This window comes from Streptomyces sp. NPDC048481, assembly GCF_043200075.1.
Taxonomy (GTDB): domain Bacteria; phylum Actinomycetota; class Actinomycetes; order Streptomycetales; family Streptomycetaceae; genus Streptomyces.
In genome coordinates, this window is record NZ_JBICXC010000014.1 from 76,909 (window position 1) to 102,361 (window position 25,453).

Annotated in this window: 26 protein-coding genes; 11 read left to right on the forward strand and 15 right to left on the reverse strand. The window is 75.5% G+C overall.

The window, feature by feature from the left end:
* Positions 1-45: 45 nt before the first annotated feature.
* Positions 46-1,044: a type I glyceraldehyde-3-phosphate dehydrogenase gene (gene gap / locus ACGFSH_RS31345; protein ID WP_393354410.1), complete on the forward strand. Its 999-nt coding sequence runs from the start codon at positions 46-48 to the stop codon at positions 1,042-1,044.
* 9 nt (positions 1,045-1,053) lie between these two features.
* Here gap and ACGFSH_RS31350 read toward each other — a convergent pair whose 3' ends face one another.
* Both ACGFSH_RS31350 and ACGFSH_RS31355 read right to left on the reverse strand, forming a co-directional pair.
* A complete protein-coding gene (locus ACGFSH_RS31350) occupies positions 1,054-3,162 on the reverse strand; it encodes an FUSC family protein (protein WP_393354412.1) in 2,109 nt (702 codons plus the stop codon).
* Between the two features lie 123 nt (positions 3,163-3,285).
* Positions 3,286-4,245, reverse strand: a complete 960-nt coding sequence (locus ACGFSH_RS31355; RefSeq protein WP_393354414.1) for a helix-turn-helix transcriptional regulator — start codon at positions 4,243-4,245, stop codon at positions 3,286-3,288.
* Positions 4,246-4,494: 249 nt separating this feature from the next.
* Here ACGFSH_RS31355 and ACGFSH_RS31360 point away from each other — a divergent pair, with 249 nt between their 5' ends.
* From ACGFSH_RS31360 to ACGFSH_RS31370, 3 genes are all read left to right on the forward strand, one after another.
* Entirely contained in the window at positions 4,495-4,905 is a 411-nt protein-coding gene (locus ACGFSH_RS31360) for an ANTAR domain-containing protein (RefSeq protein WP_393354416.1), read from the forward strand.
* A 184-nt stretch (positions 4,906-5,089) separates the two neighbouring features.
* Positions 5,090-5,794, forward strand: a complete 705-nt coding sequence (locus ACGFSH_RS31365) for an alpha/beta hydrolase (protein WP_393354418.1) — start codon at positions 5,090-5,092, stop codon at positions 5,792-5,794.
* Between the two features lie 224 nt (positions 5,795-6,018).
* Positions 6,019-6,198: a hypothetical protein gene (locus tag ACGFSH_RS31370; protein WP_329406382.1), complete on the forward strand. Its 180-nt coding sequence runs from the start codon at positions 6,019-6,021 to the stop codon at positions 6,196-6,198.
* A gap of 68 nt (positions 6,199-6,266) precedes the next feature.
* On the opposite strand, the gene ACGFSH_RS31375 is transcribed toward ACGFSH_RS31370, so the two are convergent.
* The 3 genes from ACGFSH_RS31375 to ACGFSH_RS31385 all read right to left on the reverse strand — a co-directional run bounded on the left by ACGFSH_RS31375 (position 6,267) and on the right by ACGFSH_RS31385 (position 9,697).
* Positions 6,267-6,980, reverse strand: a complete 714-nt coding sequence (locus ACGFSH_RS31375) for a LysE family translocator (protein ID WP_393354420.1) — start codon at positions 6,978-6,980, stop codon at positions 6,267-6,269.
* Between the two features lie 154 nt (positions 6,981-7,134).
* Complete coding sequence (locus tag ACGFSH_RS31380; RefSeq protein WP_393354422.1) at positions 7,135-8,031, reverse strand: SDR family oxidoreductase; 897 nt, start codon at positions 8,029-8,031, stop codon at positions 7,135-7,137.
* 34 nt (positions 8,032-8,065) lie between these two features.
* Positions 8,066-9,697: a phytoene desaturase family protein gene (locus ACGFSH_RS31385; RefSeq protein WP_393354424.1), complete on the reverse strand. Its 1,632-nt coding sequence runs from the start codon at positions 9,695-9,697 to the stop codon at positions 8,066-8,068.
* A gap of 322 nt (positions 9,698-10,019) precedes the next feature.
* Here ACGFSH_RS31385 and ACGFSH_RS31390 point away from each other — a divergent pair, with 322 nt between their 5' ends.
* Together ACGFSH_RS31390 and ACGFSH_RS31395 are read left to right on the forward strand one after the other, a co-directional pair.
* A complete protein-coding gene (locus tag ACGFSH_RS31390; RefSeq protein ID WP_393354426.1) occupies positions 10,020-10,538 on the forward strand; it encodes a hypothetical protein in 519 nt (172 codons plus the stop codon).
* Between the two features lie 177 nt (positions 10,539-10,715).
* A complete protein-coding gene (locus tag ACGFSH_RS31395) occupies positions 10,716-10,859 on the forward strand; it encodes a hypothetical protein (RefSeq protein ID WP_393354428.1) in 144 nt (47 codons plus the stop codon).
* Positions 10,860-10,962: 103 nt separating this feature from the next.
* Here the strand turns inward: ACGFSH_RS31395 and ACGFSH_RS31400 are convergent, their stop codons facing one another.
* Positions 10,963-11,376, reverse strand: a complete 414-nt coding sequence (locus ACGFSH_RS31400; RefSeq protein ID WP_393354429.1) for an ATP-binding protein — start codon at positions 11,374-11,376, stop codon at positions 10,963-10,965.
* A gap of 164 nt (positions 11,377-11,540) precedes the next feature.
* On the opposite strand from ACGFSH_RS31400, the gene ACGFSH_RS31405 reads away from it, so the two are divergent.
* Positions 11,541-12,398 carry a DMT family transporter gene (locus ACGFSH_RS31405; protein ID WP_393354431.1) on the forward strand — a complete coding sequence of 286 codons (858 nt, stop codon included), beginning with the start codon at positions 11,541-11,543 and terminating at the stop codon, positions 12,396-12,398.
* Between the two features lie 78 nt (positions 12,399-12,476).
* Here ACGFSH_RS31405 and ACGFSH_RS31410 read toward each other — a convergent pair whose 3' ends face one another.
* A complete protein-coding gene (locus ACGFSH_RS31410; protein WP_393354433.1) occupies positions 12,477-12,812 on the reverse strand; it encodes a hypothetical protein in 336 nt (111 codons plus the stop codon).
* Between the two features lie 134 nt (positions 12,813-12,946).
* On the opposite strand from ACGFSH_RS31410, the gene ACGFSH_RS31415 reads away from it, so the two are divergent.
* Positions 12,947-13,264 (forward strand): hypothetical protein, encoded by a 318-nt coding sequence (locus ACGFSH_RS31415; RefSeq protein ID WP_393354435.1) that lies wholly within the window; start codon positions 12,947-12,949, stop codon positions 13,262-13,264.
* A 67-nt stretch (positions 13,265-13,331) separates the two neighbouring features.
* Here the strand turns inward: ACGFSH_RS31415 and ACGFSH_RS31420 are convergent, their stop codons facing one another.
* Positions 13,332-14,243, reverse strand: a complete 912-nt coding sequence (locus ACGFSH_RS31420; RefSeq protein ID WP_393354437.1) for an SGNH/GDSL hydrolase family protein — start codon at positions 14,241-14,243, stop codon at positions 13,332-13,334.
* A gap of 149 nt (positions 14,244-14,392) precedes the next feature.
* On the opposite strand from ACGFSH_RS31420, the gene ACGFSH_RS31425 reads away from it, so the two are divergent.
* Together ACGFSH_RS31425 and ACGFSH_RS31430 are read left to right on the forward strand one after the other, a co-directional pair.
* Positions 14,393-15,235, forward strand: coding sequence for a class I SAM-dependent methyltransferase (locus ACGFSH_RS31425; RefSeq protein WP_393354439.1), 843 nt, complete (start codon positions 14,393-14,395; stop codon positions 15,233-15,235).
* A 169-nt stretch (positions 15,236-15,404) separates the two neighbouring features.
* Complete coding sequence (locus tag ACGFSH_RS31430; RefSeq protein WP_393354441.1) at positions 15,405-16,604, forward strand: GNAT family N-acetyltransferase; 1,200 nt, start codon at positions 15,405-15,407, stop codon at positions 16,602-16,604.
* A gap of 114 nt (positions 16,605-16,718) precedes the next feature.
* Here the strand turns inward: ACGFSH_RS31430 and ACGFSH_RS31435 are convergent, their stop codons facing one another.
* Positions 16,719-17,660, reverse strand: coding sequence for an NAD(P)-dependent oxidoreductase (locus ACGFSH_RS31435; RefSeq protein ID WP_393354443.1), 942 nt, complete (start codon positions 17,658-17,660; stop codon positions 16,719-16,721).
* Positions 17,661-17,894: 234 nt separating this feature from the next.
* Here ACGFSH_RS31435 and ACGFSH_RS31440 point away from each other — a divergent pair, with 234 nt between their 5' ends.
* The gene (locus ACGFSH_RS31440; protein ID WP_393354445.1) at positions 17,895-18,491 is read left to right on the forward strand and encodes a TetR/AcrR family transcriptional regulator; all 597 of its coding nucleotides are present in this window, start codon (positions 17,895-17,897) and stop codon (positions 18,489-18,491) included.
* Between the two features lie 39 nt (positions 18,492-18,530).
* Here ACGFSH_RS31440 and ACGFSH_RS31445 read toward each other — a convergent pair whose 3' ends face one another.
* The 6 genes from ACGFSH_RS31445 to ACGFSH_RS31470 form a co-directional block, all read right to left on the reverse strand.
* Positions 18,531-19,715, reverse strand: coding sequence for a pyridoxal phosphate-dependent aminotransferase (locus ACGFSH_RS31445; RefSeq protein ID WP_393354447.1), 1,185 nt, complete (start codon positions 19,713-19,715; stop codon positions 18,531-18,533).
* Between the two features lie 106 nt (positions 19,716-19,821).
* Entirely contained in the window at positions 19,822-21,246 is a 1,425-nt protein-coding gene (locus ACGFSH_RS31450; protein WP_393354449.1) for an FAD-binding oxidoreductase, read from the reverse strand.
* Between the two features lie 197 nt (positions 21,247-21,443).
* Entirely contained in the window at positions 21,444-22,610 is a 1,167-nt protein-coding gene (locus tag ACGFSH_RS31455) for a sulfite oxidase (protein WP_393354451.1), read from the reverse strand.
* 79 nt (positions 22,611-22,689) lie between these two features.
* A complete protein-coding gene (ppk2, locus tag ACGFSH_RS31460) occupies positions 22,690-23,493 on the reverse strand; it encodes a polyphosphate kinase 2 (RefSeq protein ID WP_393354453.1) in 804 nt (267 codons plus the stop codon).
* Between the two features lie 193 nt (positions 23,494-23,686).
* Positions 23,687-24,547 (reverse strand): oxygenase MpaB family protein, encoded by an 861-nt coding sequence (locus ACGFSH_RS31465; protein ID WP_393354455.1) that lies wholly within the window; start codon positions 24,545-24,547, stop codon positions 23,687-23,689.
* Between the two features lie 104 nt (positions 24,548-24,651).
* Positions 24,652-25,374, reverse strand: coding sequence for a type III effector protein (locus ACGFSH_RS31470; protein ID WP_393354456.1), 723 nt, complete (start codon positions 25,372-25,374; stop codon positions 24,652-24,654).
* Positions 25,375-25,453: the final 79 nt, after the last annotated feature.

Below are 25,453 nucleotides of genomic sequence, written 5' to 3' on the forward strand. Positions count from 1 at the left end.
GGGCGCGGCGCGCGAGGCTGGTGGAGAACCGAAGGGACATCACTCATGACTCGCATCGCCATCAACGGATTCGGCCGCATCGGACGCAACGTGCTGCGCGCACTCCTGGAGCGCGACAGCGACCTGGAGATCGTCGCCGTCAACGACCTCACCGAGCCGACCGCCCTGGCCCGGCTGCTCGCCTTCGACTCGACGTCCGGCCGGCTGGGCCGCCCGGTAACCGTCGAGGGGGACGTCCTCGTCGTCGACGGCCGCCGTATCAAGGTCCTCGCCGAGCGCGAGCCGGCGCAGCTGCCCTGGGCCGCGCTCGAGGTCGACATCGTGCTGGAGGCCACCGGCCGGTTCACCTCGGCGAAGGCCGCCCGCGCCCACCTGGACGCGGGTGCGCGCAAGGTGCTCGTCAGCGCGCCCTCGGACGGCGCCGACGTCACCCTCGCGTACGGCGTCAACACCGACGCCTACGACCCCGAGCTGCACACGATCGTCTCGAACGCGTCCTGCACCACCAACGCGCTCGCCCCCCTCGCCGCCGTCCTGGACGACCTCGCCGGCATCGAGCACGGCTTCATGACGACCGTGCACGCCTACACGCAGGAGCAGAACCTCCAGGACGGCCCGCACCGCGACCCGCGCCGCGCCCGTGCCGCCGGCGTCAACATCGTGCCGACCACGACCGGCGCCGCCAAGGCCATCGGCCACGTGCTGCCCGGCCTCGACGGCAAGCTGTCCGGCGACTCGATCCGGGTGCCGGTCCCGGTGGGCTCCATCGTGGAGCTGAACACGACCGTCGCCCGCGACGTCACCCGCGAGGACGTGCTGGCGGCGTACCGCACGGCCGCCGAGGGCCCGCTGGCCGGCGTCCTCGAGTACTCGGAGGACCCGCTGGTGTCGGCCGACATCACCGGCAACCCGGCGTCGTCGATCTTCGACTCGGAGCTGACCCGCGTCGAGGGCCGCCATGTCAAGGTCGTCGCCTGGTACGACAACGAGTGGGGCTTCTCCAACCGGGTGATCGACACGCTCGAACTGCTCGCCGCCCGCTGACCCGCCGATTCACCGGGGCCGGCCGCCCGACGCGGCGCCGGCCCGCAGGTCCGCCGCGAGGGCGTCCAGCCACACCTCCATGTCGCTCAGGAGGGACAGCACGCCCGGCGGGGAGCCCGGCGCGAGGGACGGCGGCGGCTCCGGCCGGATCCGGACGCCGCCCGCGGGGAAGCCGGCCGCCCGCACGCCGGCCGCCTCCACCTCCCCGGCGGCTTCCCGCAGCCAGTGCCGGGCGGCGCCGGACAGCTCGCGGACCCGGTCCGTGCGGGGCAGCCAGTGGGCTCCCACCAGGACCCGGGCGCCGAAGTTGAGAGCGGCCAGGTAGTCGGGCTCCGTCCCGGACCCGGACGCGGAGGGCTCGGTGCGGTACTGCGCGTACGCCGCCTCCGCGATCCGGAGCCGGTGCCGGGTCAGCCGGACGGCCCGGTCGGCCTCCTCACCGCCCGGACCGCCGGTGCAGCCGTCGCCGGCCGTGGCGGCGGCGGTGGCCGTCACCAGGGGCCCGGCCGCGCGCAGCAGGGCCGCCATGCTGCGCCGCGTCTCGGCGCGGGCGCCGAACGGCCACGCGAGGACGCCGCACAGCAGCCCCACCGCGCTCCCGGTCACCACGTCGACGACCCGCATCTCCGCGAGCCGCCAGGTCACGGGCGCGATCTGCGCGAACGCCACCGACACGACCAGGGTGAACAGCCCCTGCGCCCAGGCCGGCCCCTCCAGCGGGCCCACCGTGAAGGCCACCAGCATCATCGGCACGAGCAGCCACGCGTACACCTCGGTGGCACCGCCCGCCTCGACCAGCAGCAGCCCGGCCGCGAGAGCTCCGGCCAGCGTGCCGACGACGGCCGCGCGGACCGTCGACCACGTCGCCCCCGCCGTGGTGCGCCCCAGCGTCAGCACGGCCAGGAGCACCCAGAAGCCGTGCGAGAGGTCCAGCGAACCCGCCACCAGCCGGGCGGCACAGAGCCCCAGAGCGGTGCGCATCGCGTTCTGGAAGACGACGGAGCGTCGCGTCAGATTGCCCGACAGACGCACCGTGAACAGACGCACCGCCGGCAGACCGGCGTACCAGAACTGCTCCCGGGGCAGCCCGTGCACGGGCCGCCGGCCGCCGTACGCCAGCGCGACCGCGGTGCGCACGGTCACCGCAGAGACGGCGATCGTCAGCACCGCCGACTGCTGGCGCAGCAGCTCGCGCGGCCGGGCGCCGCGCCCGGCCGGGTTCGTCTCGCGCGAGACGAGGAATTCGGCGATCATCTCCTCGATCAGCTCCGGCCCGGCCGCGGGGCGCCGGTCGCGCAGGGAGCGGGCCGCCCCGCCGCAGCCGTCGGCGACGCCCCGCAGCAGCTGCCGCGAGGCGCTGTCCGCGGCGCCGGGCGGCATCTCGCACAGCGCCGCCAGCTGGTCCACGAGGCGCCGGGTCGCGGAGCCCGCCTGGGCCAGCGCACGGTCCCGGCGACCCGCGCCGGTCGGACGCACCCCGGCGGGGAGCCGGGAGAAGCGCAGCTCGCGGCCGGCCGCCCGCAGCCGCCCGCCCGCCCCGGGCTCCGCGCCCCCGGTGCGGGTCAGCGCCACGGACGTGCGCTCGGCGAGGTCCAGGACGTCGGCGATCCGGCCGCGGTAGGAGGGCTGCGGCGGGTCGGGGAGCACCGTCCGCTCGCACAGCGCGAGCAGCAGTCCGCCGAGGGCGACGCCCGCCAGCCGCTGCGGCAGGGTCTGCGGGGCGAAGGGCGGGAAACAGGCGAGGATGTAGAACAGCAGCAGCCCGGGCGCGGCCCCGGCCGGGCGGGGGCCGCACACCGCGCCGAAGGCCAGCCCGAACCCCACGAGCAGCATGCCCGCCACGGCCGCCCAGGTCGTCACGGCGAGCGCGGTTCCCAGGGCGGCGAGAGCGGCGGCGGCCGGCAGCGCCCACAGCACGGTGACGGCGCGTGCGCGCCCGGAGCCCGGCAGCGGTGACAGGACGCCCAGGGCGATGGGCGTGAACAGCGCGTACACCGCGGTCACGGGCTGGTCGAGGAGGTAGGCGGCCGGATAGAACCCGGCGGCCGCGGAGGCCGTCACCCGGACCGCCCGGCGGCCGGCCCCGACGGACTCGGCGAGCGAGGGCCGCTTGGGCATCGGGGTTCCTCTCCGCGCGCCACCCGAGATCGTCAGCACTCCCAGTGTCGCGCGGCTCCGACGCCGCCGCAGTGGCGGCCGCCCGCCGCGGGGCGCGAGGCGCGCGCGGGGCGGGCGTCGGGGTCAGTCGTCGAGCAGGGTCCGGCCGGGCGGCCGCCGGTAGACCTCGCGGTAGAGCGCGGCGAAGCGGCCCGGGTGGAAGAAGCCCCAGCGGGCCGCGACTTCGGTGACCGTCGTCCCGCCGTCGGGGGCCGCGGCCTGTAGCTCCCGGTGGGCGTGGGAGAGCCGCACATGGCGCAGGTGGGCGAGCGGCGTGGTGTCCAGGTGCCGCCGGAACGCGTACTGAAGTGCGCGGACGGTGACGTGGGACGCCGCCGCGATGTCGGCGACGGTGATCGCCCGGTCGGCGTGGTCGTCGATGTAGGCCAGCGCCCGGCGCAGCGCGTCGGGATGCGCGTCGCGGCGGTCGGCCGGCGTGGGGTCCGTCAGCGCCGTGTTGGGGAAGGTGTTCAGCACGGTGGCGGCCAGGTGCTGGGCGGCCGTCGACACCACCAGCGGCTGCTCCGTCATGGCCGGCTCGGTCAGGACGTGGTCGCGGACGTAGGTGATCGTCTGCCGCAGCCGCTCGGCCGCGGCGGGGGAGTGCGGCCGGTGTCCGGTCAGCCGGACCGGGCCGGTCGCGGCCGGGGCCGCGGTGGCGGCCACCTGGTCGAGCAGGGCCGGCTCCAGCATGGTGATGTTGTAGCGGGCGCCGCAGACCCGCCCCGCGTAGGACAACGTCGGCGGCGCGAAGGACACCACGTCCCCGGGGCCGAACGAGTCCTCCACCCCCCGGTAGACGTGGTCCCGGATGGTGCCCTCGTGGACCATGCACAGGCAGATCCGGTTCAGCGGGGTGACGGCGTAGCTCATGTCGAAGTCGAGGTCGAGCTCGTCCACGGTGACCGGTCCGAGACCGTTGCGGCTGATCCGCGCCCGGCTGGTCTCCGGCGTGCTGCTGCCGATCCGCATCTTCGCGTAGGCGCGGCTGAGGAAGTCCTCGGTGCGGTCCAGGTCGTCGCTGTCGAACGTCAGCGTGTGCATGCCCCCGGATCTCCTCGCCCTGGAACGGTGTGCTCGTTTCCCAGTGCGTCTGCCCCACATTTCCTGCACGAAGCCCGCGCGACCCGCATGCGGCCGGATCTTGTTTCGTTGTGCGGACGGCCACCCCCGGTTTCTTTCGTTTCCGGGATCGCGGCCAGGCGCCGGGCCGCGCAGAGTGGAGCAGAACTGCGTCGTGCGCGTCCCCGTGCATCGGCGCTCCAGGGGCGTGAGGAGGAGAAGCGACCTCGTATGCCGGACCACGACGAACTCGTACAGAAGGTCGCCGCCCTCGAACAAGAGGTGGACCAGCTGCGCCAGGCCCTGGCCTCGCGCGCCGACATCGACCAGGCGCTGGGCGTGGTGGCGGCGGTGTGCCGGCTGAGCCCCGAGAACAGCTGGGAGGTGCTCCGGCAGGTCTCCCAGCACACCAACATCAAGCTGCGCGACGTCGCCCGGCACGTCATGCGCTGGGTGGCGAGCGGACGTCTGCCCGAGGAGATCCGCCCGGCGATGCGGGCCGCGGTGCTCAGGACCCGGCACCGGGCCCGGCACGGTGCGGCGGGCGGCCCCGGCGCCGGACTGCTCGACCGGGACGCCGACGGCGACCGGGGCGACCGCGGCCGCCGGGCCGCCAGGCCGTCCGCCTCCCAGGACGCGTGAGCCCACGCCCGCGACCCTTCGCCCGCGACCACCTTCCCCTCCCCGGCCCGCCGGGGCCCGGTCGTGCCCGACGGCCGGTCTCTGACATCCTCGACCCCTCGACCGGGACCGGCGGACCGGCCGTCCGCGACGGGGCCGGCCCGGTCCGGTCCGGCGGCACAGCGCGCGAAGCGGGGGAGCAGCAGTGGAGGAACGGGAGGCCCTGACCGCGGCCGGGACCGCACTGGTGGTGCGGCGCCGGCCGGCCACACCGCCGGGAGCCGCGGTCCTGGTCCTGCACGGCGGACGCGAACACGGCCGTGATCGCTCCCGGCCCTGGCACCCGGCGCCTCTGCGGATGCGTCCCGTCGTGCGGGCGGCGCTGACCGCTACGGACCGGCGCGATGTGCTGGTCGGCGAGGTCCGCTACCGCTTCCGGGGCTGGAACGACACGGCCGACCCCGTGGCCGACACCGTGCGCGCCCTCGGCGAACTGCGTGCGTGCGCGGGCGGGCTGCCGGTGGTCCTGGTGGGTCACTCGATGGGCGGCCGGGCGGCGCTGCGGGCGGCGGCCGATCCCTCGGTGCACGCGGTGCTGGCTCTGGCTCCGTGGTGTCCGCCCGGCGAGCCGGCCGGCCATCTCGCCGGGACGAGCGTGGTCGTCCTGCACGGCGACCGCGACCGGGTCACCGACCCCGGGGAGTCCGCCCGCTATGTGCGCCGCGCCCGGGAGGCAGGCGCGCGTGCCGGTCTCGTCCTCGTCCGGGGCGGCGACCACGCGATGCTGCGCCGGGCCGGCGACTGGCATCGTGCCACCGCCTCGGTCGTCGCCCAACTTCTGGTCTCCGACCCGGGGTTGACGGGTCTGGCCGGTGAAGCCTGCGCGGCCGAGGGCCCTTTGCCGTGGTGACGGGGGGCGGGTCCGGCCGCGCCGCGCCGTTCGCGGGGCCTCGGTGTCGGCGCTCGCCGCCCCGTCGGGGACAATACGATGATGTCGTCGCCCGTGGCCGGCTTGCCGAGCCGTCAGGCGGCGTCCCGTCAACGCCGGTTCGCCCCGTCGGATCGTCGGCCGTGTCCCCTGTCCGTCCTGCCGCGTCGGCCCGCCCGACCGTCCACGAAAGCAGAGCCTCTCCGGTGATTTCCGCCTTCGACGACACTCCCATCTACCACCGACTCGTCACCGAACGCGGCGACGTGCCCGCCGACGTCCGCGGCGAGGCCGAGCGCATCAAGCGCGACCTCGACCGCGTGATGAGCGCCCCCTCCTCCTTCGCCCAGGGCAGTCTGCCCGCGCAGCGGTCGTTCTTCTCCTGAGGACCCGGCCGGTTCCTCCCGGGAGCGCGCCGGTATCCACCGGGCCCACGTCGCGACGTCCGTGCCGCTCACTGCGCGGTGGCGACGCCCACACCCAGGGCGATGAACAGCCAGCCCGTCGTGCGTTCCCAGCGACGCCGCCAGGCGGGCCGCGCCGGCAGTGCCCGCAGCCGCGTGGCGACCCGCACCAGCAGCAGCCAGTAGACGACGCCGACGGCGATGTCGAGTCCGCCGAGCAGGAGGACCTCCCGGGCGGGCGCGCCGCCGTGGCGGGTGAACTGGGGCAGGACGCTGAGGAAGAACAGTGCCGCCTTGGGGTTGAGGACGTTCGTCAGGAACCCCTGGACGAAGCTGTCGCGCCGGCTGCCCGGGACGTCCGCCGACGTGCCTGTGCCCGAACCGATCGCCGCCCCGTCCTGCCGGAGGTGCCCCGAGCCGGTCGCCGCGCCGTGCCGGGCGCGGGCCTGCGGAGCCGCGCCGGCCGCCCCCTCGCGGGCCGTACGCCGGTCCCCGAGCAGCACCCGCACACCCAGATAGGTGAGATAGGCCGCCCCCGCCAGCCTGACGGCGGTGAAGGCGAACGCGGACCCCGCGGCGAGCGCCGACAGCCCCAGGGACGCCGCGCACATGTGCACGCACAGCCCGGTCTGGGCGCCCAGCGCGGCCGCCCGGCCCAGAGCGGCACGCCGCGCCGCCGCCCTGACGATCACCAGGAAGTCGGGCCCGGGAACCAGGTAGGCCAGCAGCACCACGCCCAAAAAGCCCGTCAGATCGACCGACACCGGCCCACTCCGTCCCGTGAACCCCCGCGGGCCCACCACCGGCCTGCCGGGTTCCGCACAAGGCCCGGATCATGCCCGTGCTCCCGCCCCCATGCGCCGGATGAGTTCCGCGCACCGGCCCGAATCTGCCCCTGAACCCGACCGGCGCGCGCTCTCACCGTCCGCCGGGCCCCTCGTGCGAGCGGGCCGTTCCGCCGTCGGCGCGGCCGCCCGCGCCGAGGAGCCCGGTGGGGCGGAACGGCTCGGCGGCCTCCAGCCGCGGCAGTTCGTGCCGGGCCACGCGCAGGACCAGCGGCGGCAGCGCGGCGCGCGTCCCCTGCACCAGGCGCAGCCAGGCGGGGACGTAGACGGCGGTGCGCCGGCGTTCGACGGCCACGGCGAGCCGCCGTGCGACGAACTCCGGCGGATACACGCGCCGGGCGGGCGGCGGCATGTGCGCGCGCAGCTCACGCAGCACCGCATGACGGTCGGCGTCCCGGATCATGTCCGTGTCGGCCCAGTTCAGGTAGGCGACCCCGACGGCCACGCCGTGCTGGGCCACCTCGGCCCGCAGTGAGTGCGCGAACGACTCCACCGCCGCCTTCGAGGCGCAGTAGGCGCTCATCAGGGGAGCGGCGCCCATCGAGGCCAGGGAGGCGATCTGCAGGTAATAGCCGGCCGTGTCCATCAGGTCCGGCAGGAACGTGCGCGCCGTCAGCGCGCTGCCCACCACGTTGACGTCGATGACGCGCCGCCACGAGACCATGTCCGCGTCGGCGAACGGCCCGCCCTCGGCGACGCCCGCGTTGGCGACGACCACGGACGGCGGCCCCAGCCGCGCCCGCACGGCCGCCGCGGCCCGGCCGAGGGCCTCCGCGTCGGTGACGTCGGCCTCCACGGCCAGCGCGGGGCCCGGCAGGGACGCGGCCAGCTTCCGCAACGCCGCCCCCTCGTGCCCGATCAGCGCCAGCCGGGCGCCGCGCCGGGCCAGTTCCCGCGCCTGCGCCGCGCCCAGGCCGCGCGCGGCTCCCGTGATCACGACGGTGCGCTCCTGAAGGGGGCTCTCGTGCACGGCCTGCTCCGTTCCTCGACGACGGTGGAACCGGTCAGCCGCTGGAGGGCTTCTTCGCCCCCGTGCGGTCACGGCGGGCCAGGATCCGCTGCACATGGCTGCGGCCCGGCGGGACACGGCGGCGCAACGCCGCGCGAGCCGCGTTCGCGCCCGGCGCGCCATGGACCCCGCCGCCCGGGTGGGCGCCCGCGGAGGCCAGGAACAGGCCGCGCACGGCGGTCTCGGGGCGGCCGCTGCCGGCCAGCGGCCGGAAGAAGAGCTGCTGGTGGAGCGCGGTCGTGCCGCCGTTGATCGCGCCGCCGTGCAGATTGGCGTCGAGGGACTGCAACGTGGGCGGAGCCAGGACGCGCCGGGCCCGGATCAGGGACCGGAAGCCGGGGGCGAACCGTTCCACCTGCCGTTCGACCCGGTCGGCCATCAGCTCCTGCTCCTTCGCGTCCCAGACGCCCGTCAGCCCGTCGTCCCCGGCGTCGCCCGCGACCTCCTGCGGCACGTGCGTGTAGGCCCAGGCGGACTCGGTGCCGGCGGGGGAGCGCACCGGGTCCGTCGTGGTCATCTGGCCGAACAGCGCGAAGGGGCGGTCGGGGACCTGGTGCATGGCGATCTGGGCGGCGAAGCGGGTCAGCTCGTCGAGCCCGTCCGCCAGGTGCACGGTCCCGGCCCGGCGGGCCGCCTCGGCCTGCCAGGGCACGGGCCCGTCCAGCGCCCAGTCGACCTTGAAGGTCGCGAAGTCCCACTGGAACCGCTCCAGGTCGGCCGCCACCTGGGCCGGCAGGTGCTCCGGCTCCAGGAGCGAGCCGTACAGCGCCGGGACCGACACGTCGGCCAGCACGGCGCGCCGCGCGGCGAGCGGCTCGCCGTCCGCGGTGCGCACCCCGACCGCGCGCCCGTCGCGGACGACGATCCGGTCCACCCGCTGCCCGCAGCGCAGGACGCCGCCGCGCGAGCGCAGCCGCCGGACCAGGGCCGCCGTCAGCGCGCCGGAGCCGCCGACCGGAGCGGGAAAGCCGTAGCTCTGCCCGAGCATCGACATCAGCCAGCCGAAACCGCCGCTGCCCGCCGCCTCGGGGGCGAGGTCGGCGTGCAGCGCGTTGCCTGCGAGCAGCAGACGACCGCCCTCGCCCCCGAACTCCTCCTCGCCCATCCGGCGCACCGGCAGGATGAGCGTGCGGGCCATGCGCAGTCCGCCGGCCGCACGGAGCCGGGCCGCCAGCCGGGCCGTCGCCCGCACCGGCGGGAACGGCGTGAACAGCGCGTCGAGGATGTCCGGCCGCAGCTGCTCCCAGACCTCGTGCAGCCGGCGCCAGGCGTCCCCGTCACCGGGCCGGAAGGCGTCCAGCGAGTCGGCCGTGACGGCGATCCTGCGGTCCAGGAGCGCGCAGCGCCCGTCGGTGAGGGGGTGGGCCAGGACGCTGGGCGCATGGCTCCAGCGCAGGCCGTGCTCGTGCAGGCGCAGGGCGGACAGAACGGGGGAGGACACGGCCAGCGGATAGAACGAGCTGAAGAGATCGTTCACGAACTCCGGGTCCACGGACCGGTCGTGCCGCACCGCGCCCCCGGGCTCGGGCTGCTCCTCCAGGACCTCCACGCTCCAGCCGGCGTCCACCAGGAGGTTGGCCGCGACCAGTCCGTTCGGTCCGGCGCCGATCACCACCGCGTCAGCCATCGCCGCCTCCCCGGGCGAGCGGGAGCGCCGTGCCCTTCGGGGACGCTCCGGCCGGTCGGCTCCTGGCCGGCCGGCGCGGTCGGTGCGGTCGGTGCGCAACAGCCACCGTGCCTCCTGCGATCGCTGCGGACGAGGTGCGCCGAGTGCCCATATCGGCAGCCGTGAACCCTTTCGTGGTGTACGGGGCCCGCACCGGGGCACGAGTGGATCTTGAAGGCGGGCTCGTTGTCAGTGCCTTGATGAAGGATGCCCCCAGGTGAGATCAACTCCGGCTCAGCCGGGTAGGCGGTCTCATGTCCCCGTCCAGGAAAGGTCACCGACGATGCCGCTCACCGCCGACCAGCCGCACATCCTCGACGTACGCTCCGCCGCGCGCCGCCCGATGCGTGAGGAATGGCCGGCCCCCGTCGCCCCGGGACCCGTCGTCGCGGTCGTGGCCGGTGTGCCCCGCCCGCGCGAGGCGCCGCGTCCGGCCCGGCGCACGGCCGCCCCGCGTCCCGCCGCCACGCCGCGCCGCGCCGGGACCGACGTGCTGCGCATCGTCTCCGACCCGCGTACGCCCGTGTTCGTCACCGAGCACGCCAACGGACGCCGGGTGTACGGCTACTGGCGGCCGCTGGACGCCGAGGGCGGGCGCGGCGGCTGCTACGTGGCGCTGTCGGCCGCTGAATGCGACGAGCTGTACGCGGCCGGGCGGATCACGCTCGGCGAGCCGGTCACGGATCCCGCCAAGACGACCTACCGGGTGCTGCCCGCGCGCACCGCGGGCGCGGCGGCCCGCCCCGCGCCCGCGCCCGTCGCGCCGGCCGGAGTGCGGCGGCGCCCGGCCCGGGCTGCCTGATCGGCGCTTCTCGGGGTAGCCGCAGCCCGAGGGCGTGTTCCGGAAGTCCCGTCCGCCGGGCGACGTGCAACACGCCCCGGAAGCGGACGCCCGCAGACGGCGCCGCACACACACGGCGCGGACCGGCCGCGCAGAGCCGCGTACCCGGACCGCGCGCACCGACCAGGGGAGGACACCATGAGCGTCATCCAGCGCATCAAGGAATTCAGCAGGAGCCCTCAGGGGCGGCGCACGATCGAGCAGGTGCGCCGTACCGCGGCCGACCCGCAGCGCCGGGCCCAGGCACGGGGCCTGCTGGCACGGCTGCGCACCCGCCGCTGACCGCTTCCGGCACCGGCCGGCCCGGCCGGCCCGCCGGGCGACGCACACGAATCCGCCCGCCGTCATGACGACGGCGGGCGGACTGCTGTGCCAGGTGTCCGGGTCAGGCGTCCGTGGGCTGCGGGCTGAAGCAGGCCGTGACGGTCTTGCCGTGTGGGCACGGGTGCGCCTCCCAGCTGTCGGCCAGCGCGTCGACGAGGAACATGCCCCGTCCCCCGGCGCGGTCGGTGCTGGGGTCGCGGGGAGCGGGCAGCTCGGCCGACGCGTCGTGGACCGCGATGTGCAGACAGCGGCTGTCCCAGGTCATCACGAGCTGCGCGTCGCTGTGCGCGTGCCGGTGGGCGTTGGTCACCAGTTCGGACACGGTCAGCAGCACGGCGTCGACGGTGTCCGGAGCGGAGGTCGCCCAGCCCAGGGTGTCGAGGTGATGCCGGGCCCAGTCGCGGGCCGTCTTGACCGTGCACTCCAGGGGCAGGGAGCGGGCCCATCCGACTGCCCGCAGCGCTGATCGGTCCATTCCTTGATCCCTCCGAGATAGCGTCCACCGGCCCTCCGTCTACCCCGGGACGCCCGTGTGACGCCGCGCGGGAACGGGTCCACCGGCGGAGACGACGCCCCGGACGCGTCCGACGCGCCCGGGGGCGGCTGTCCGGCCGCCGGTTTCCCGGGCAAGGTGGAGACATGACCGTGCTCGCGCTGTTCTTCGCCGTCCTCGGGGCCGCCAGCAACGCGGTGGGCACGGCGTTCCAGCGCAAGGCCGCCTCCACCGTTGCCGAGGGCGGCGGCCTGCGGCTGCTGCGCGCCCTCGTGCGGCGCCCCGCCTGGTCGCTCGGCATCGCCGGCGTCATCGGCGCCGCGGTGTTCCAGGCGCTCGCCCTCGTCAACGGGCCCATGGCCCTCGTGCAGCCCGTGTTCATCCTGGAGCTGCCGTTCGCCCTGCTGGTGGCCGCGCCCCTGATGCACCGGCGGCTGTCGCCCGAGGCCTGGCGGGCGGTCGCGGCGGCGGTGGCCGGGCTGGCTCTGCTGCTGGCCTCGGCCGCCCCGCACGGCACACGGCAGCAGGCGGCCATGGAGCGGTGGATTCCGGTCCTGGCGCTCACGCTGGGCGCGATGGCCGCGGCGGTCGCCCTCGCCCGGTCCTCCGGCTCGCCGCTGCTGCGGGCCGCCGCGCTCGGCTCGGCGGCGGCGATCGGCAACGCGCTGACGGCCGCCCTCATGAAGTCGTCCACCGGACGCCTGGCGGACGACGGGCTGCCCGCCTTCCTCACCGCCTGGCAGACCTACGGGTTCGCCCTCACCGGCGTGGCGGCCCTCCTGTTGCTGGAGAACGCTCTCCAGGCCGGCCCCCTCACCGCCTCGCAGCCGGCGCTGACCATCGGCGACGCCACGGTCAGCCTCCTGCTGGGCGTCGTCCTGTTCGAGGAGGAGATCCGCTCGGGCTGGTGGCTGCTGCCCGAGGCGCTCGGCGTGCTCCTCATCCTGTGGGGCGTGCTGCGGCTGACCCGGGTGGTGCCCCACCTGTCCGACGTCGTCCGCTGAGCGCGGCCACGGAGCGCGGTCACGGAGCACGTCTGCCGGGCGCGTCCACGGGGCAGCGTGGCGCGCACCCGGCCGCCGTCACGCCGGATGCGCCACGGCGTCCTTCTGGAGTTCCACCGCCGCCAGCAGGCTCAGCCTCTTCTCCGCCCGGCGCAGGGCCTTCACGGCCGCGATCGAGGCCACGTCCCCCGTGAAGCCGACGGCGGCCAGCCGGGAGCGCACCCAGTCGGCGCGCAGCCGCGCCTCGGTGGCCGCCGCGGTGGCTTCCACCAGGGCGACGGCGCGCTCCAGTCCCGGGCGCTCCTCGGGGGAGGCCCCGGCCAGGGCCTCGCGCAGCGCCGCCGCGACCACGTCCGCGTCCCGGACGACCAGCACGACGTCCTGCTTCTTGCCCAATCCCGTGAGTCCTGTCATGCCGATCATGCTCGCCTCCGGGGCGGTCCCTGCCAAGCGACTTGAGGAGCCTCAGAGCCTCCGTCCCGCGCCGGGAGGCGAGCCGGGCGTGCTGCGGGGTAGGCGGGAGGGAGCAGACCGACGAAGGGAACGACATGACGACCTACGTGATCACCGTGCCCGGCACCTTCACCGCGGGGATCGAGGACGAGGCGCGCACCCGGCTGAACCGGGCCCTGCGCCCCGCCGACCCGCATCACACACGCATGGGCGACGCGGAGGACCTCGACCCCCTCACCGTGAACGAGGACGACACGTTCACCATCCGGCTCGCCGTCGAGGCCGACAGCGTTCCCCACGCGGAGGAGGACGCCCGCAGGCTCGCGGACTCCGCCCTGCGGGCGGCGGGCCTCGACGGGAGCGACGCGCCGCTCGGACCGGCGGTGATCACCGGCATCGACTCCGAGTTGTGAGCCGGCCGCGCTCCCCCGCCCGCCGACCGCGACCCGCTTCCGTGCAGGGGCAGTCGTGGACCGCCGGTCAGTGGCCGCGCCGCCCGTGGGCCAGGCGCTGCCACACCGCGTCCGCCATCGCCGCCTCCCCCTTGGCGTTGGGGTGGGCGGGGGCGGCGGGGGAGGCGGGCTGGAGCGGCTCGATCCACCGGACCGCGGCAGGCGTGCACATGTCGTGGCCGACGGTCGGGCCGTAGGTGTCGACGTACTCCGCGCGGTTCCACAGGGCCACCAGACGGAGCATCAGGTTGAGGCGCTTGCCGGTGTCGCGCAGGTAGGGGAAGTCGCGCGCCGCGAACGGCACCGACGGCGCGCAGCCGCTGCCGTCGTCCGGCAGCAGGTCCGGGTAGCCGACCAGGACGACCCGGGCCCGGGGGGCGCGCTCGTGCACGGCCCGCAGGACCCGCGCGATCTTCGGCGCGGTCTTCGCGATCGTCACGGTGAGCTGGTCGACGCCCGAGACGCTGTAGTGGCGACGGCACGGATCCCCGGCAGGGTCCTGCGCGGCCACCTGCGCGCAGGTGGCGATGATGGAGCCGAAGCCGATGTCGTTCCCGCCGATCTGCACCGTGACAAGGTCGCTGCGGCGGTTCACCGCGTCCAGCTGGGGCCCGTTGGCGCCCTGCGGCTTCCACATGTTCTCGGTGGTCGCCCCGCCGCAGCTCACGTCCTCGAACGTGGTGGCGTGCAGCCGGGCGGCCACCAGAGACGGGTAGTTGTGGTCGGACCGGGCGCAACCGGCGTCCACCTGGCGGGGGATGAAGGGGCCGGAGGTGTAGGAGTCCCCGAGCGCCGTGTAGCGCGCCCCGCCACCCGGCCCGTGCGCGGCGACGGGCGTCGCCGAGGCGGCCACGAGGGCGCAACCGCCGAGCGCCGCAGCCAAGGTGACGCCGCGTCGGCGACGCACCGCCGGTCTTCCCGTGCCTGTTTCGCGTTGCATCGAGTCTCTCCCCCTCGCAGCCCGTGGCCCGCCCGCGACGCCGCCGGTACGGCGGCCGCGACGGTTCGACCGGGCATGTATACCGCCCGGTCGGTCGACGGTGCCAGACTCGGGAACCAACCCGTTCAGCTCGTCGAAGGGGAACCGGCATGCCCGAGGGATGGCAGTGGGACAGGACCTTGTTCGCCGGCAGCGCCGCCCACTACGTGCGCGGCCGCCTTCCGTACGCTCCGGGCTTCGCCGAGGCGCTGGCCGGCGCGCTCGGCGCGGACGGCCGGGGCCGGCTCCTCGACGTGGGCTGCGGCCCGGGCGTCGTCCTGCTGCCCATGGCGCGCTTCTTCGACGAGGCGGTCGGCGTCGACCCCGACGAGGACATGCTCGCCGACGCGGCACGACGGGCGGCGCGTCGCGGTGTGGGAAACGTCCGGCTGGTCGCCGCGCGCGCCGAGGAACTCCCGGCGGGACTGGGAAAGTTCAGGGCGGTGGTGTTCGCCCAGTCCTTCCACTGGACGGACCGTGAGCGCGTCGCGGCGCTCGTGCGGGGGATGCTGGAGCCGGGCGGCGCGCTCGTCCACATCAGCGAGGCGCAGGACCCGCCCGCCGAACCCGCGCCGCCGACGCCCCCCGCGCCGCCCTTCGAGAACATGGCCGCGCTGGTGCGCCGCTACCTGGGCCCGGTGCGACGGGCGGGGCGGGGAACCCTCGCCGGCGGGACGCCCGGCGGGGAGTCGCGCGTCTTCGCCGGGGCCGGCTTCGAGCACGCCGGGCGGCTCGTCGTGCCGGCGGGCGCGACGGTCGAGCGCACGGTGGACGACCTGGTCGCCTGGACGTTCTCCCGCTCCGCCTCGGCGCCGCACCTGTTCGGGGACCGGCAGGCGGACTTCGAACGGGACCTGCGCGCGCTGCTGTCGCGAGCGGCGCCCGACGGCCGGTTCGCGGAGCGTCTCCCGGCGACCGAGATCGTGATCTGGCGAAAACCGCCGACCCCGTGATCCACGGCCCGGCGGACCCGGCACGGACCCGCTGCCTCCCTCCTGTGCGACCGGGCACGGGCGGCGACGGCTCGGCCGTAATCCGCTTGACCGGGTGGTGGCGCGACGCTGCACTGTGCGGGGCGCACGAGCCGTGGCGTCCGTGTGTTCCGGGGAGGCGCCGCCAGCCATGGAGATACGTTCCACGACCGACCAGGACCTCGACGTCTTCGTCGATACGCTCCATGCCGCGTTCGGGCGGTTTCCGCAGACCCCGACCGGTGACGGCGGGCTCTGGTGGTCGGCGATCGAGATGGACCGCGCGCTGCTCGCCCTCACCGGGGACGGCCGCCCCGTGGGCACCGCCTGCGCGTACTCCTTCGAACTCACCCTGCCCGGCGAGACTCTCGCCCCCTGCGCCGGGGTGAGCGGCGTGGGCGTCCTGCCCACGCACCGTCGCCGCGGCGTGCTCAGCGCCATGATGCGCCATCAGCTCGCCGAGCTTCGGGCCCGCGGGGAGTTCCTATCCGTGCTGCTGGCCTCCGAGGCCCTGATCTACCGCAGGTTCGGCTACGGCCCGGCGACCTACACCCAGCGGCTGACGGTGCCGCGCCGGCAGGGCGCCCTCGCCGTACCGCCGGCGGACGGCGGCGCCGTGGAGCTGATGCGGCGGTCCGCGTGCGTCGACGTCCTGGAAGACGTCTACGACCGGTACCGCCGCGCCCAGCCCGGCGCGCTGTCCCGGCCGCACCGCTGGTGGGCCGTGGGCGCGGGGCAGCCGCCGGTCTCCCCGGCGGCGCGCCACGTCGCCGTCCACCGCGACGCCGACGGCGTCCCCGACGGATACGCCTCCTACGCGCTCGACGACTCCGAGACCCTCACCGTCGACGAGACCGTCGCCGTCGACGACGCCGTGTTCACCGAGCTGGTCCGGTTCGTCCTCGGGCACGACCTGGTCACCGAGGTGGTGCTCAAGCACTTTCCCCCCGGTCATCCGCTGCGCTGGCAGTTCGCGGACTTCCGCGCGGGCCGGGTGAGCGGCGACACCGACTGGCTCTGGGTGCGGCTGCTGGACGTCCCGCGCGCGCTGACCGCGCGCGGCTGGTTCGCGGACGGCGAGCTGGTCCTCGACGTCGACGACCCGTTCCTGGACGAGCGCGGCCGCCACCTGCTGACCGTCCGCGACGGCAAGGCCGAGTGCGTCCCCACCGACCGCGACCCCGACCTGTCGCTCGACGTGAGCGACCTGGGCTCGGTCTACCTCGGCGGCACCGACCCCGGCACCCTCGTGCGCGCCGGACGGATCCGGGCCCACCGCCCGGGCGCGGCCGTCCTCGCCGACGCCCTGTTCCGCTCCGACCGCTCCCCGCACTGCCTGCACTGGTTCTGACGGCGGTCCCGGGGCCGCCCCGGCGACGGCCCCGGCCGCGGCTCTGGCGGGAACGTCCGGCGGCGCCGGCGGCCGGTCTCGCTCACGGTCTGCGGTCCGGCCCCTCCCGCCCGCTCACGGACCCGCCGCCCCGGCCGTCGGCCCCGCGGAAGCGGAGGGCGCCGTGACCGCGCCGGACGGGTGGGCGGCCTCGGTGCGGGACTCCAGGGCGTGCAGGACGGCGGCCATGTCCTCGGCCCCGTGTCCCTGGGTGACCGTCTCGCCGTACAGGGCGTGGCAGACGTCGAGGAGCGGGGACGCGACGCCGGCCTCGCGGGCGGCCTCCGCGATCAGCCGGTTGTTCTTCAGGACGTCCGCGGCGGCGGCCTGCACGCTGAAGTCGCGTTCCACCAGCTTGGGGCCCTTGATCCGGGACACGGCGCTGGCCATCGGGCCCGCGTCCAGCACGTCGCTCAGCAGCCGCCGGTCGAGCCCGTGCCGCTCGGCGAAGTGGAACGCCTCGGCCAGGCCGGTGACCTGGGTGATCAGGAACAGGTTCACCGAGAACTTCATCAGCAGCGCGCCCGGGACCGGGCCGCAGTCGAACGTCTCCCGGCACAGGGGGGCGAGCAGGGGCCGGACGGCCGCCACGGCGTCGTCGTCGCCCGCGAGCATCCCGACCAGTTCACCGCGTTCGGCGGGCACGCGGGATCCGGAGACCGGGGCCTCGACGTAGCGGCCGCCCGCCGCCCCGATGTCGGTCCGCAGGCCGGCCGAGTACTCGGCGGACGTGGTGCCCATGTGGACGACGGTGTGTCCGGCGACGCGGGAGGCGAAGGCGGGGGTGCCGCGTCCGAGGACGTCGTCGACCGCCGTCTCGTCCGCCAGCATCAGGATGACGGTGCCGGCCCGGTCGAAGACCTCGGCGGGACTCGCCGCGACCTCGGCGCCCAGCGCGCGCAGCGGATCGCACCGGCCGGGCGTGCGGTTCGCCACGACGAGCGGCGTCCCGGCGCGGACGAGGTTGGCCGCCATGGGCGCGCCCATGACCCCGAGCCCGATGAATCCGACGTGCACGACGCACCGCCCTTCCCGGCCCAGCCCCGTTTCCCCGGCTCCCTGGCTGGAACGGCCGACCGGTTCGGGGGACTGTCCGGCCCGCGCGCCGTCCGGCCGTGCCCGGCCCCGCGGGCCGTCACGGACGTCGGCGGGCACCGACTATGACAGCGGTCATAGTAGTGCCCTCTATGACCGCAGTCATAGAGTGAGCCGGGTACGAAGCGATGACGCGAGGGTCGGGGGAGGTCGGCGATGGCGGTGTCCGAGCGGGGACCGCGTGAGCGGATGGTGTTCAGCGCCGCCCAGCTGATCCGGCGCGAGGGGGTGGGCGCCACCGGCATGCGCGAGGTCGCCGCCCACGCCGGCGCGCCGCGCGGATCACTCCAGCACTACTTCCCCGGCGGCAAGGAACAGCTGGTCAACGAAGCGGTCGGGTGGGCGGGCCGGTACGCGGGCAACCGCGTGGCCCGCTTCCTCGCCGCACTGCCGGAGCCCACGCCGGCCGCGCTGTTCGCGCAGATGGTGCGGCAGTGGACCGACGAGTACGAGTCGGCCGGCTTCGCGGGCGGCTGCCCGGTGGCCGCCGCCACGGTGGACTGCGCGCGGTCCACCGACTCCACCCGGGAGGCGACGGCCGCCGCGTTCGCCGCCTGGACCGCGCCGGTGGCCCGTGCGCTGACCGGCCTGGGGGTGCCCGAGGAACGGTCCGGCGCGCTCGCCACGCTCATGATCAGCGCCCTGGAGGGGGCGATCCTGATCGCCCGCGCCGAGCGCGACGTCCGCGCCCTGACGACGGTGGCCGCGGAACTTGGCCCTCTCCTGGACGCCGCGGTGCCCGAGCGCCCCTGAAGCCTCGCGCGGGGGGACGGGAGTCGGGCGCCGGGTGCGCTACCGGAGTCCGGCCACGAACTTCCCCAGTCGGGCGAGCCCTTCGCGCAGGTCGTCCGCCGACGCCGCGTACGACAGGCGGACGTGTGTCTGCGCCGAGTGCACGCCGAAATCCCGGCCCGGAGTCAGGGCGACGTGCGCCTCCTGGAGGGCTCGCTCGCAGAACTCCCACGAGGTGAGCCCGGTGCCGGCGACGTCGAAGTAGACGTAGAAGGCGCCGTCGGGCGGGACGGGCACCGGCAGGCCGATCCGCGTCAGGCCGTCCAGGACGAGCGCCCTGCGCTGCGCGAACTCGGCGCGGCGGTCCTCGCACACCGCCAGGGACTCCTCGGTGAAACAGGCCAGAGCGGCATGCTGGGCGGGCGCGGACGCGCAGAGGAAGTAGTTCTGCGCCAGCCGCTCCATCACGGGCACGAGCGCCTCGGGGACGACGCACCAGCCCAGCCGCCAGCCCGTCATGCCGAAGTACTTCGAGAAGCTGTTGACGACGACGGCGTCCGGGTCCGTCGACAGGGCGCTGCGCGGCGGCCGGCCCGCCGCGTCGTGGTCGGCGAGGTCCAGGTAGATCTCGTCGACGAGGCGCCAGGCGTCGCGCTCCCGGGCGATGTCGCAGATCGCGGCGAGTTCCCCGGCCGGAACCGAGGTGCCGGTGGGGTTGGACGGGGTGGCGACCATGACGCCGCGCGTGTGCTGCGTCCAACTCGCCCGCACCGAGGCGGCGTCCAGCTGGAACCGGCTCGCGGCGGTCGCGGGCACCAGGGTGACGCGGGCGCCGAAGCTCTCCATGATCTGCCGGTTGCAGGGGTACGACGGATCGCCGATGAGCACCTCGTCGCCGGGATCGACCAGCGCGGCGGCGGTCAGCACCAGCGCGGCCGACGCCCCCGCCGTCACGACGATCCGGGCCGGATCGACCTCGACCCCGTGCCGGCCCCCGTAGAACCCGGAGATCGCCCGGCGCAGCGCGGGCAGCCCGAGAGCCTCGGTGTAGGCCATGGGCCGTCCGTCCATGGCCTCGCGCATCGCGCTCAGCACGGCCGGCGGCGCGCCGAAGTCGGGCTCGCCGAGGCTGAGTCTGACGACGTCGTGGCCCCGCGCCCGCAGAGCGGCGGCCTGCTTGCCGAACTCCATGGCGTAGAACGGGGCGACGGCCCGGGCCCGCCGGGAGATCCGTGGGGTGCTCATGCCGCGGCCTCCGGCCCTGTTCCCTGCTGCGTCCGCTGTCGCACGGTTCTCCTTCGGCTCGGGCCTGTGGCTCAGCCGATTATCGACCGCGCGGACGCGCCGCCCGTCACCAGGCCCCGTTCGCCCCCTCGCCCCCGGACGCGGCGGGCGGGATGTTCTGGTTCGCGCGGAAGAAGTTGTCCGGGTCGTAGGCGCGTTTGACCTCGGCCAGCCGGCCGTAGTGCCCACGGTAGGTGGTCCGCACGCGCTCCGGGCTCTCCTGCGCGCCCAGGAAGTTGACGTAGGAGCCGCCCATGGAATGCCCGTGCAGGTCGGCCCAGTAGTCGACGCACCACTGCCGGACCAGGCCGGCGTTGGCCGGGTCGGGGTCGATCCCCCCGATCACGCAGGACCACACGGCGTCCCGGTAGGCCCAGGCCGTGTCGTCGCGCCCGACCCGGTGCGCGGCCCCGTCCACCGGGTACAGGTGCATCGTCGACAGGTCGGTGGGCAGGCCCTCGCCGTACCGTCCGTGCACCTCGATCGCCCCGTCGGAGATCGAGTCGAAGAAGTCCCCGCGCCAGTACCACTGCAACCCCGCGGGGATCAGCTCGTCGAACATGCTCTGAAGCGCCGGGTACGGCATCGGCGCGGTGAAGTGGAAGGCCGGGGGCGCGGGGTCGTTCACCACGGCGAGCGTCTCCTCCAGCCGCCCGTCCGCCAGGTCGCCGGTGCAGCACCACACGACGGCGCACATCTTGTGCCCGTGGATCGGTTCCGGGAACGGCGGCCCGGGGGGCACCGCCAGCACGGCGAAGAAGCCGCTCACCTCGTCGGGCGCGGCGGGCAGGAACTCCCGGTACCAGCGGAGCACCTCCGCGGTGCGGTCGACCGGCCACAGCGTCACCGCCACGCCCACCGTGTCCACGGGGTGCAGCTGGAACGTGAACGCCGTGACCACGCCGAAGTTGCCGCCGCCGCCCCGCAGCGCCCAGAACAGGTCGGGGTGCTCCTTCTCGGAGGCGGTGACGAACGAGCCGTCGGCCAGGACGACGTCGGCCGACAGCAGGCTGTCGATGGTCAGCCCGTGCCTGCGCGTCAGATGCCCGTGGCCGCCGCCCAGCGTCAGCCCGCCCACCCCGGTGGTCGACATGATGCCCGCCGGCACGCCGAGACCGAAGGCGTGCGCCGCGTGGTCGAGGTCGCCCAGCCGGGTGCCGCCGCCCACCTGCGCGGTCCTGGCCTCCGGGTCGACGCGCACCCAGCGCATCGGCGACAGGTCCAGCGTCAGCCCGTCCTCGATCACGCACAGGCCCGGTCCGCTGTGCCCGCCGCCGCGCACCGCGAGGTCCGTGCCCGTCTCCTGCGCGAAGGCCAGCGTCTCCCGCACGTCCCCGGCGTCCACGCACCGGGCCACGGCGGCCGGACGCCGGTCGATCATCGCGTTGTAGACGGTGCGGGCCTCGTCGTACCCCGCGTCCCCGGGCGCGAGGACCGGCCCCCGCAGCCTCTCCCGCAGACCTTCCAGCGCCGCTCCGTTGTCGCCGCCCATGCCGAACACCCCTGTGACGATGGCGGTGGCGGACGCACGCGCGCGCGATGTCCGGGAGGGTCTCGGTGGGCGGCGCGGGCGTCCGTGCGCACCTCGGACTGTTGCCGACGGCCGAGGCCGGGGCCTTCGCCGCCAGTCCCAGTGTCCGTCCGGCGGGCGGCGCCCGCACGTCGGTCGACGGCCCGCGGCACGACCCGTCAGCGGGCGTCGGCCCGGCCGTCACCGGGATCGTCGCCGGGATCCAGGCACAGCACCGGCACGCGCTGGACCGCGTTGTTGGCGAACCCGCCCCGGTTCCAGGCCTGTTCGAGCGGTTGCGTGTTTCCCGCCCCGTCGCGGGCACGGGCGCTCAGCACATGGGCGCCGGGGGCGGCCGACCACGCGTAGGTCCACCGGCGCCAGGCCCAGCGCCGGCCGTGGTCCGGTTCGAGCGCGGCCGCGTCCCACGTCCGCCCGCCGTCCGCGCTCACCTCGACGGACGTCACCGGCGCCCGTCCCGACCATGCACGGCCCGCCAGCGGGACCGGTCCCGCGCGCACCACGCGGGTGCGGGACATGAAGTCGGGGCAGCCCGGCGGGATCAGCAGCGCCCGGGGAGCGATCAGGGTGACGGGCTCGCCCGGCTCGGCGGGCGTCCGCCTGATCCGGTAGGCGACGGACTGCTGGAAGCCGGCGAAGGGGGAGTCGCTCACCTCGACGTCCCGGAGCCACTTCACCTGAGCCATGCCGTACCAGCCGGGCACCACCAGCCGCAGCGGGCTCCCGTGCTGCGGCGGCAGCGGCGCGCCGTTCATCGCGTACGCCACCAGGACCTCCGGATCGTCGCCCATGGCCACGTCGAGCGGAAGAGCGCGCCGGTAGTCCTGCTCGACGCCGCGCTCCACCCCGTGGTCCGCGCCCGTGAAGACGACGTCGACCGCGTCGGACGCGACGCCGGCCTCGTCGAGGAGGAGCCGCAGCGGCACCCCCGTCCAGTCCGCGGTGCCCACGGCCTCCACCAGCCACGGCTGGCTCACGGGGCGGGGCGACAGCAGGGCCCGGCCGTTGCCCGCGCACTCCATCGTCGTGCGGACGACGACGGCGGGACGGGCGCGCAGCCGGCCGGGGGAGAGGCTGAGGGCGCGGCGCACCCGGCCGCCCACCGTCAGCCGCCAGGCGTCGTCGTCCGGCGAGGCGGGGAGGCCGGCGGGGATGTCGTAGTGCGTGAGCACGTAGTGCAGGCCGGGCGGTGTCACGTCGTAGCGCAGGGCCTCCAGCGGCAGGCCGTGGTTGCGCGCGGCCAGCGCCAGCTCGTCCCTACCGAGACCCTCGCCCGGCGCGGCCAGCCGGGCGGGCCCGCTCACGTCGGCGAGTCGACGCCTCATGCCCCGATTCTGCCCCCGTCCGGGGACCGGCGCACGCGGCCGCCGACGGCACTGCGCGGCGGCCGAAGCGTACCGTGCGTCAGAGGCTCGCGGCGTGGTCGGGGACGTACGTCCGCAGGTTCCTGGGCGGCCGCTCGTAGCCGGTCGACGCCGGGCGCTCCGGCAGTTCCAGCACCGGCGGCGGCACCTCGCGGTACGGCACGGACGACAGCAGATGGGCGATCATGTTCAGCCGCGCCCGCCGCTTGTCGTCGCTCTCCACGACGTACCAGGGCGCCTCGGAGATGTCGGTGTGCACCATCATCTCGTCCTTGGCCCGGGAGTACGCCTCCCAGTGGGTGATCGACTCCAGGTCCATCGGCGAGAGCTTCCAGCGCCGCAGCGGGTCCTCCAGCCTGCGCCGGAAGCGGTCCTGCTGCTCGGTGTCGCTCACCGAGAACCAGTACTTGCGCAGCAGCACCCCGTCCTCGACCAGCATGCGTTCGAAGATCGGGCACTGGCGCAGGAAGAGCTGGTGCTCCTCCTTCGTGCAGAAGCCCATCACGTGCTCGACGCCGGCCCGGTTGTACCAGGACCGGTCGAAGAGCACGATCTCACCGGCGGCGGGCAGATGCTCGACGTACCGCTGGAAGTACCACTGGGTGCGCTCGCGTTCGGTCGGCTTCGGCAGCGCCGCGATGCGCGCCACACGAGGGTTGAGGTGTTCCGACACCCGCTTGATGGTGCCGCCCTTGCCGGCCGCGTCCCGTCCCTCGAACACGATCACCATCCGGGTGCCCGACACCCGCACCCACTCCTGCAGCTTCACCAACTCCGTCTGGAGCCGCAGCAGTTCCTTCTCGTAACCCTTGCGCGGCAAAGTCGCCGCCTTCTTGTCGGCCATGCCGCCTCCACCGTCCGATGACCTCGTGCCGCCGACTCAGGAGTTCCCGCCCTGCCCGGAGCCGAACACCCGGACCCGAACGACCGGATCGAACACCGGGAGGCCGAACACCGGGACGCCACCGTACTGACCGCCGACGGGCCGCGCATCCCCGTGCACGCGGCCCGGCTCCGGTGGCGGTGCGCCGTCCGGTTCACGAGGGACGGGCCCGGCCGGGCGGGGTCATGACCCAGCGGATGGCGCGGGTCAGGACCTGCCCGGCCGGGCGCACGGCCAGGCCTTCGACGAGCGGCACGCGAGGCAGCCACAGCATGCCCCGGGCCCAGGGCGGCAGCAGGGCGACGGCGTTCGCGGCGAGGCCGCCGTAGAGGGGCCGTACGGCCAGCGGCACCGGCGGCCGCAGCAGCAGGAACCGTGCCGTGGAGCGGGCCTCGGGGGTGGCGCGCAATTCAGGCCGGTAGGCGCTCAGGCGCTCGGCCAGCTCGTCGCGGTCGCGCGGCGGGTCGGGCACTCCCAGCGCCTCGGCGACCCGCGCGGTGTCGGCGACGTAGGCGTCGTAGCCGTCGGCGTCCAGGGGAGCGGCTCCGAAGCGTTCGTGGGCGCGCAGGAAGCTGTCCGTCTCGGCGGCGTGCACCCAGCCCAGCAGCCGGGGGTCGGCGGCGTGGTAGGGCACGCCCTCGGCGGTCGTCCCGCGGATCCGCTCGTGGATGCCGCGGACATGGTCGACCGCGCGCTGGGCGTCCTCGGCGGTGCCGTACGTCGTCACGGCCAGGAAGGTGCTGGTGCGCTGCAACCGCCCCCACGGGTCGCCCCGGAAGCCGGAGTGACCGGCGACCGCCGCCATGGCGAGCGGGTGCAGGGACTGAAGCAGCAGGGCGCTCAGGCCGCCGATGAACATCGAGGCGTCGCCGTGGACGATGCGGACCGGCCGGTCCGGTCCGAACCACCGCGGGCCCGGGGTGTCGTGGATGCGGGCGCGGTTCGCGGGCCCGTCGGGTCCGGCGACACGCTGGAACAGGGCCTGTCCCAACTGGTCACGGACGGTGGTCAGCACGGTCGGCCTCCCCTCGGCTGTCTCCTGCTGTCCAGTGTCCGCGATGCGTGGCCGTATGCGGGCTGTCCGCGGGCGACAGGACCCGGGCCCGGGCGGCCGGACGGTCAGGAGGAGGCCTGCGGCCGGGGGCCCCGGCGCTGGTCGCCGCTGTGGCGGCGGAGCGCCTCGGTGTGCCGGGCGACGTCGTCGACGCGGGCCGCGAGGTCGGGGTGGCCGGCCGCCAGATACGCGCGCGTGCCCTGCAACGGGCCGACGAGAGCGGCGGCGTCGTCGGCCGCGAGGGCCGTGCTCAGCTCACCCAGCGGGGTCCGCGCTGCGGCGGGCAGGTCGGCGAGCGCGGTGATCTGCCCGGCGAGCCGGCGCAGGTCGGCCGCGTTGGCGCGGGCCCACGCCGTGACGGTGCGGTCGGCGGCGCGACGGTCACGCGTGGCCTGGACCCGCTGTTCGCTCGTGGACCCGGGGTTCCCCGGGCGCACCCGCAGATAGCGGCGTTCGGCGGCCTGCCGGCTGGAGACGCCCAGCGGCCGGGCGAGATCCGCCCAGCTGGCCCCCGCGTCCCGGGCCTCCTCGATCAGCCCCGGCTCCCACGCGGCCAACTGGTCGCGCACCTCCCGCAGCATCAGGAGCGCGGCGAGCGCCTGCTCCGAGCCGGCCCCGCCCTGGCCCGGCCGGTCCCCGTGCGGGCGTTCCCCGTCCGGCCGCCCGTCGTCCGGCGTGGTCCGGGCGGTGTGCAGGGCCTCGTGGATCGTGCGGAGCGCCGCGGCGGCCAGGAAGGACGCCGGAGTGACGTCACGGGCGCGGGCGACGGGCTCGTCGTCGGTGGTCATGGGTGCCTCCAGCGCGTCTGGCGGGTGTGTCGGCTCATGTCATCGTGCCGACGACATTCGGCTTGTCATCACTTCGATG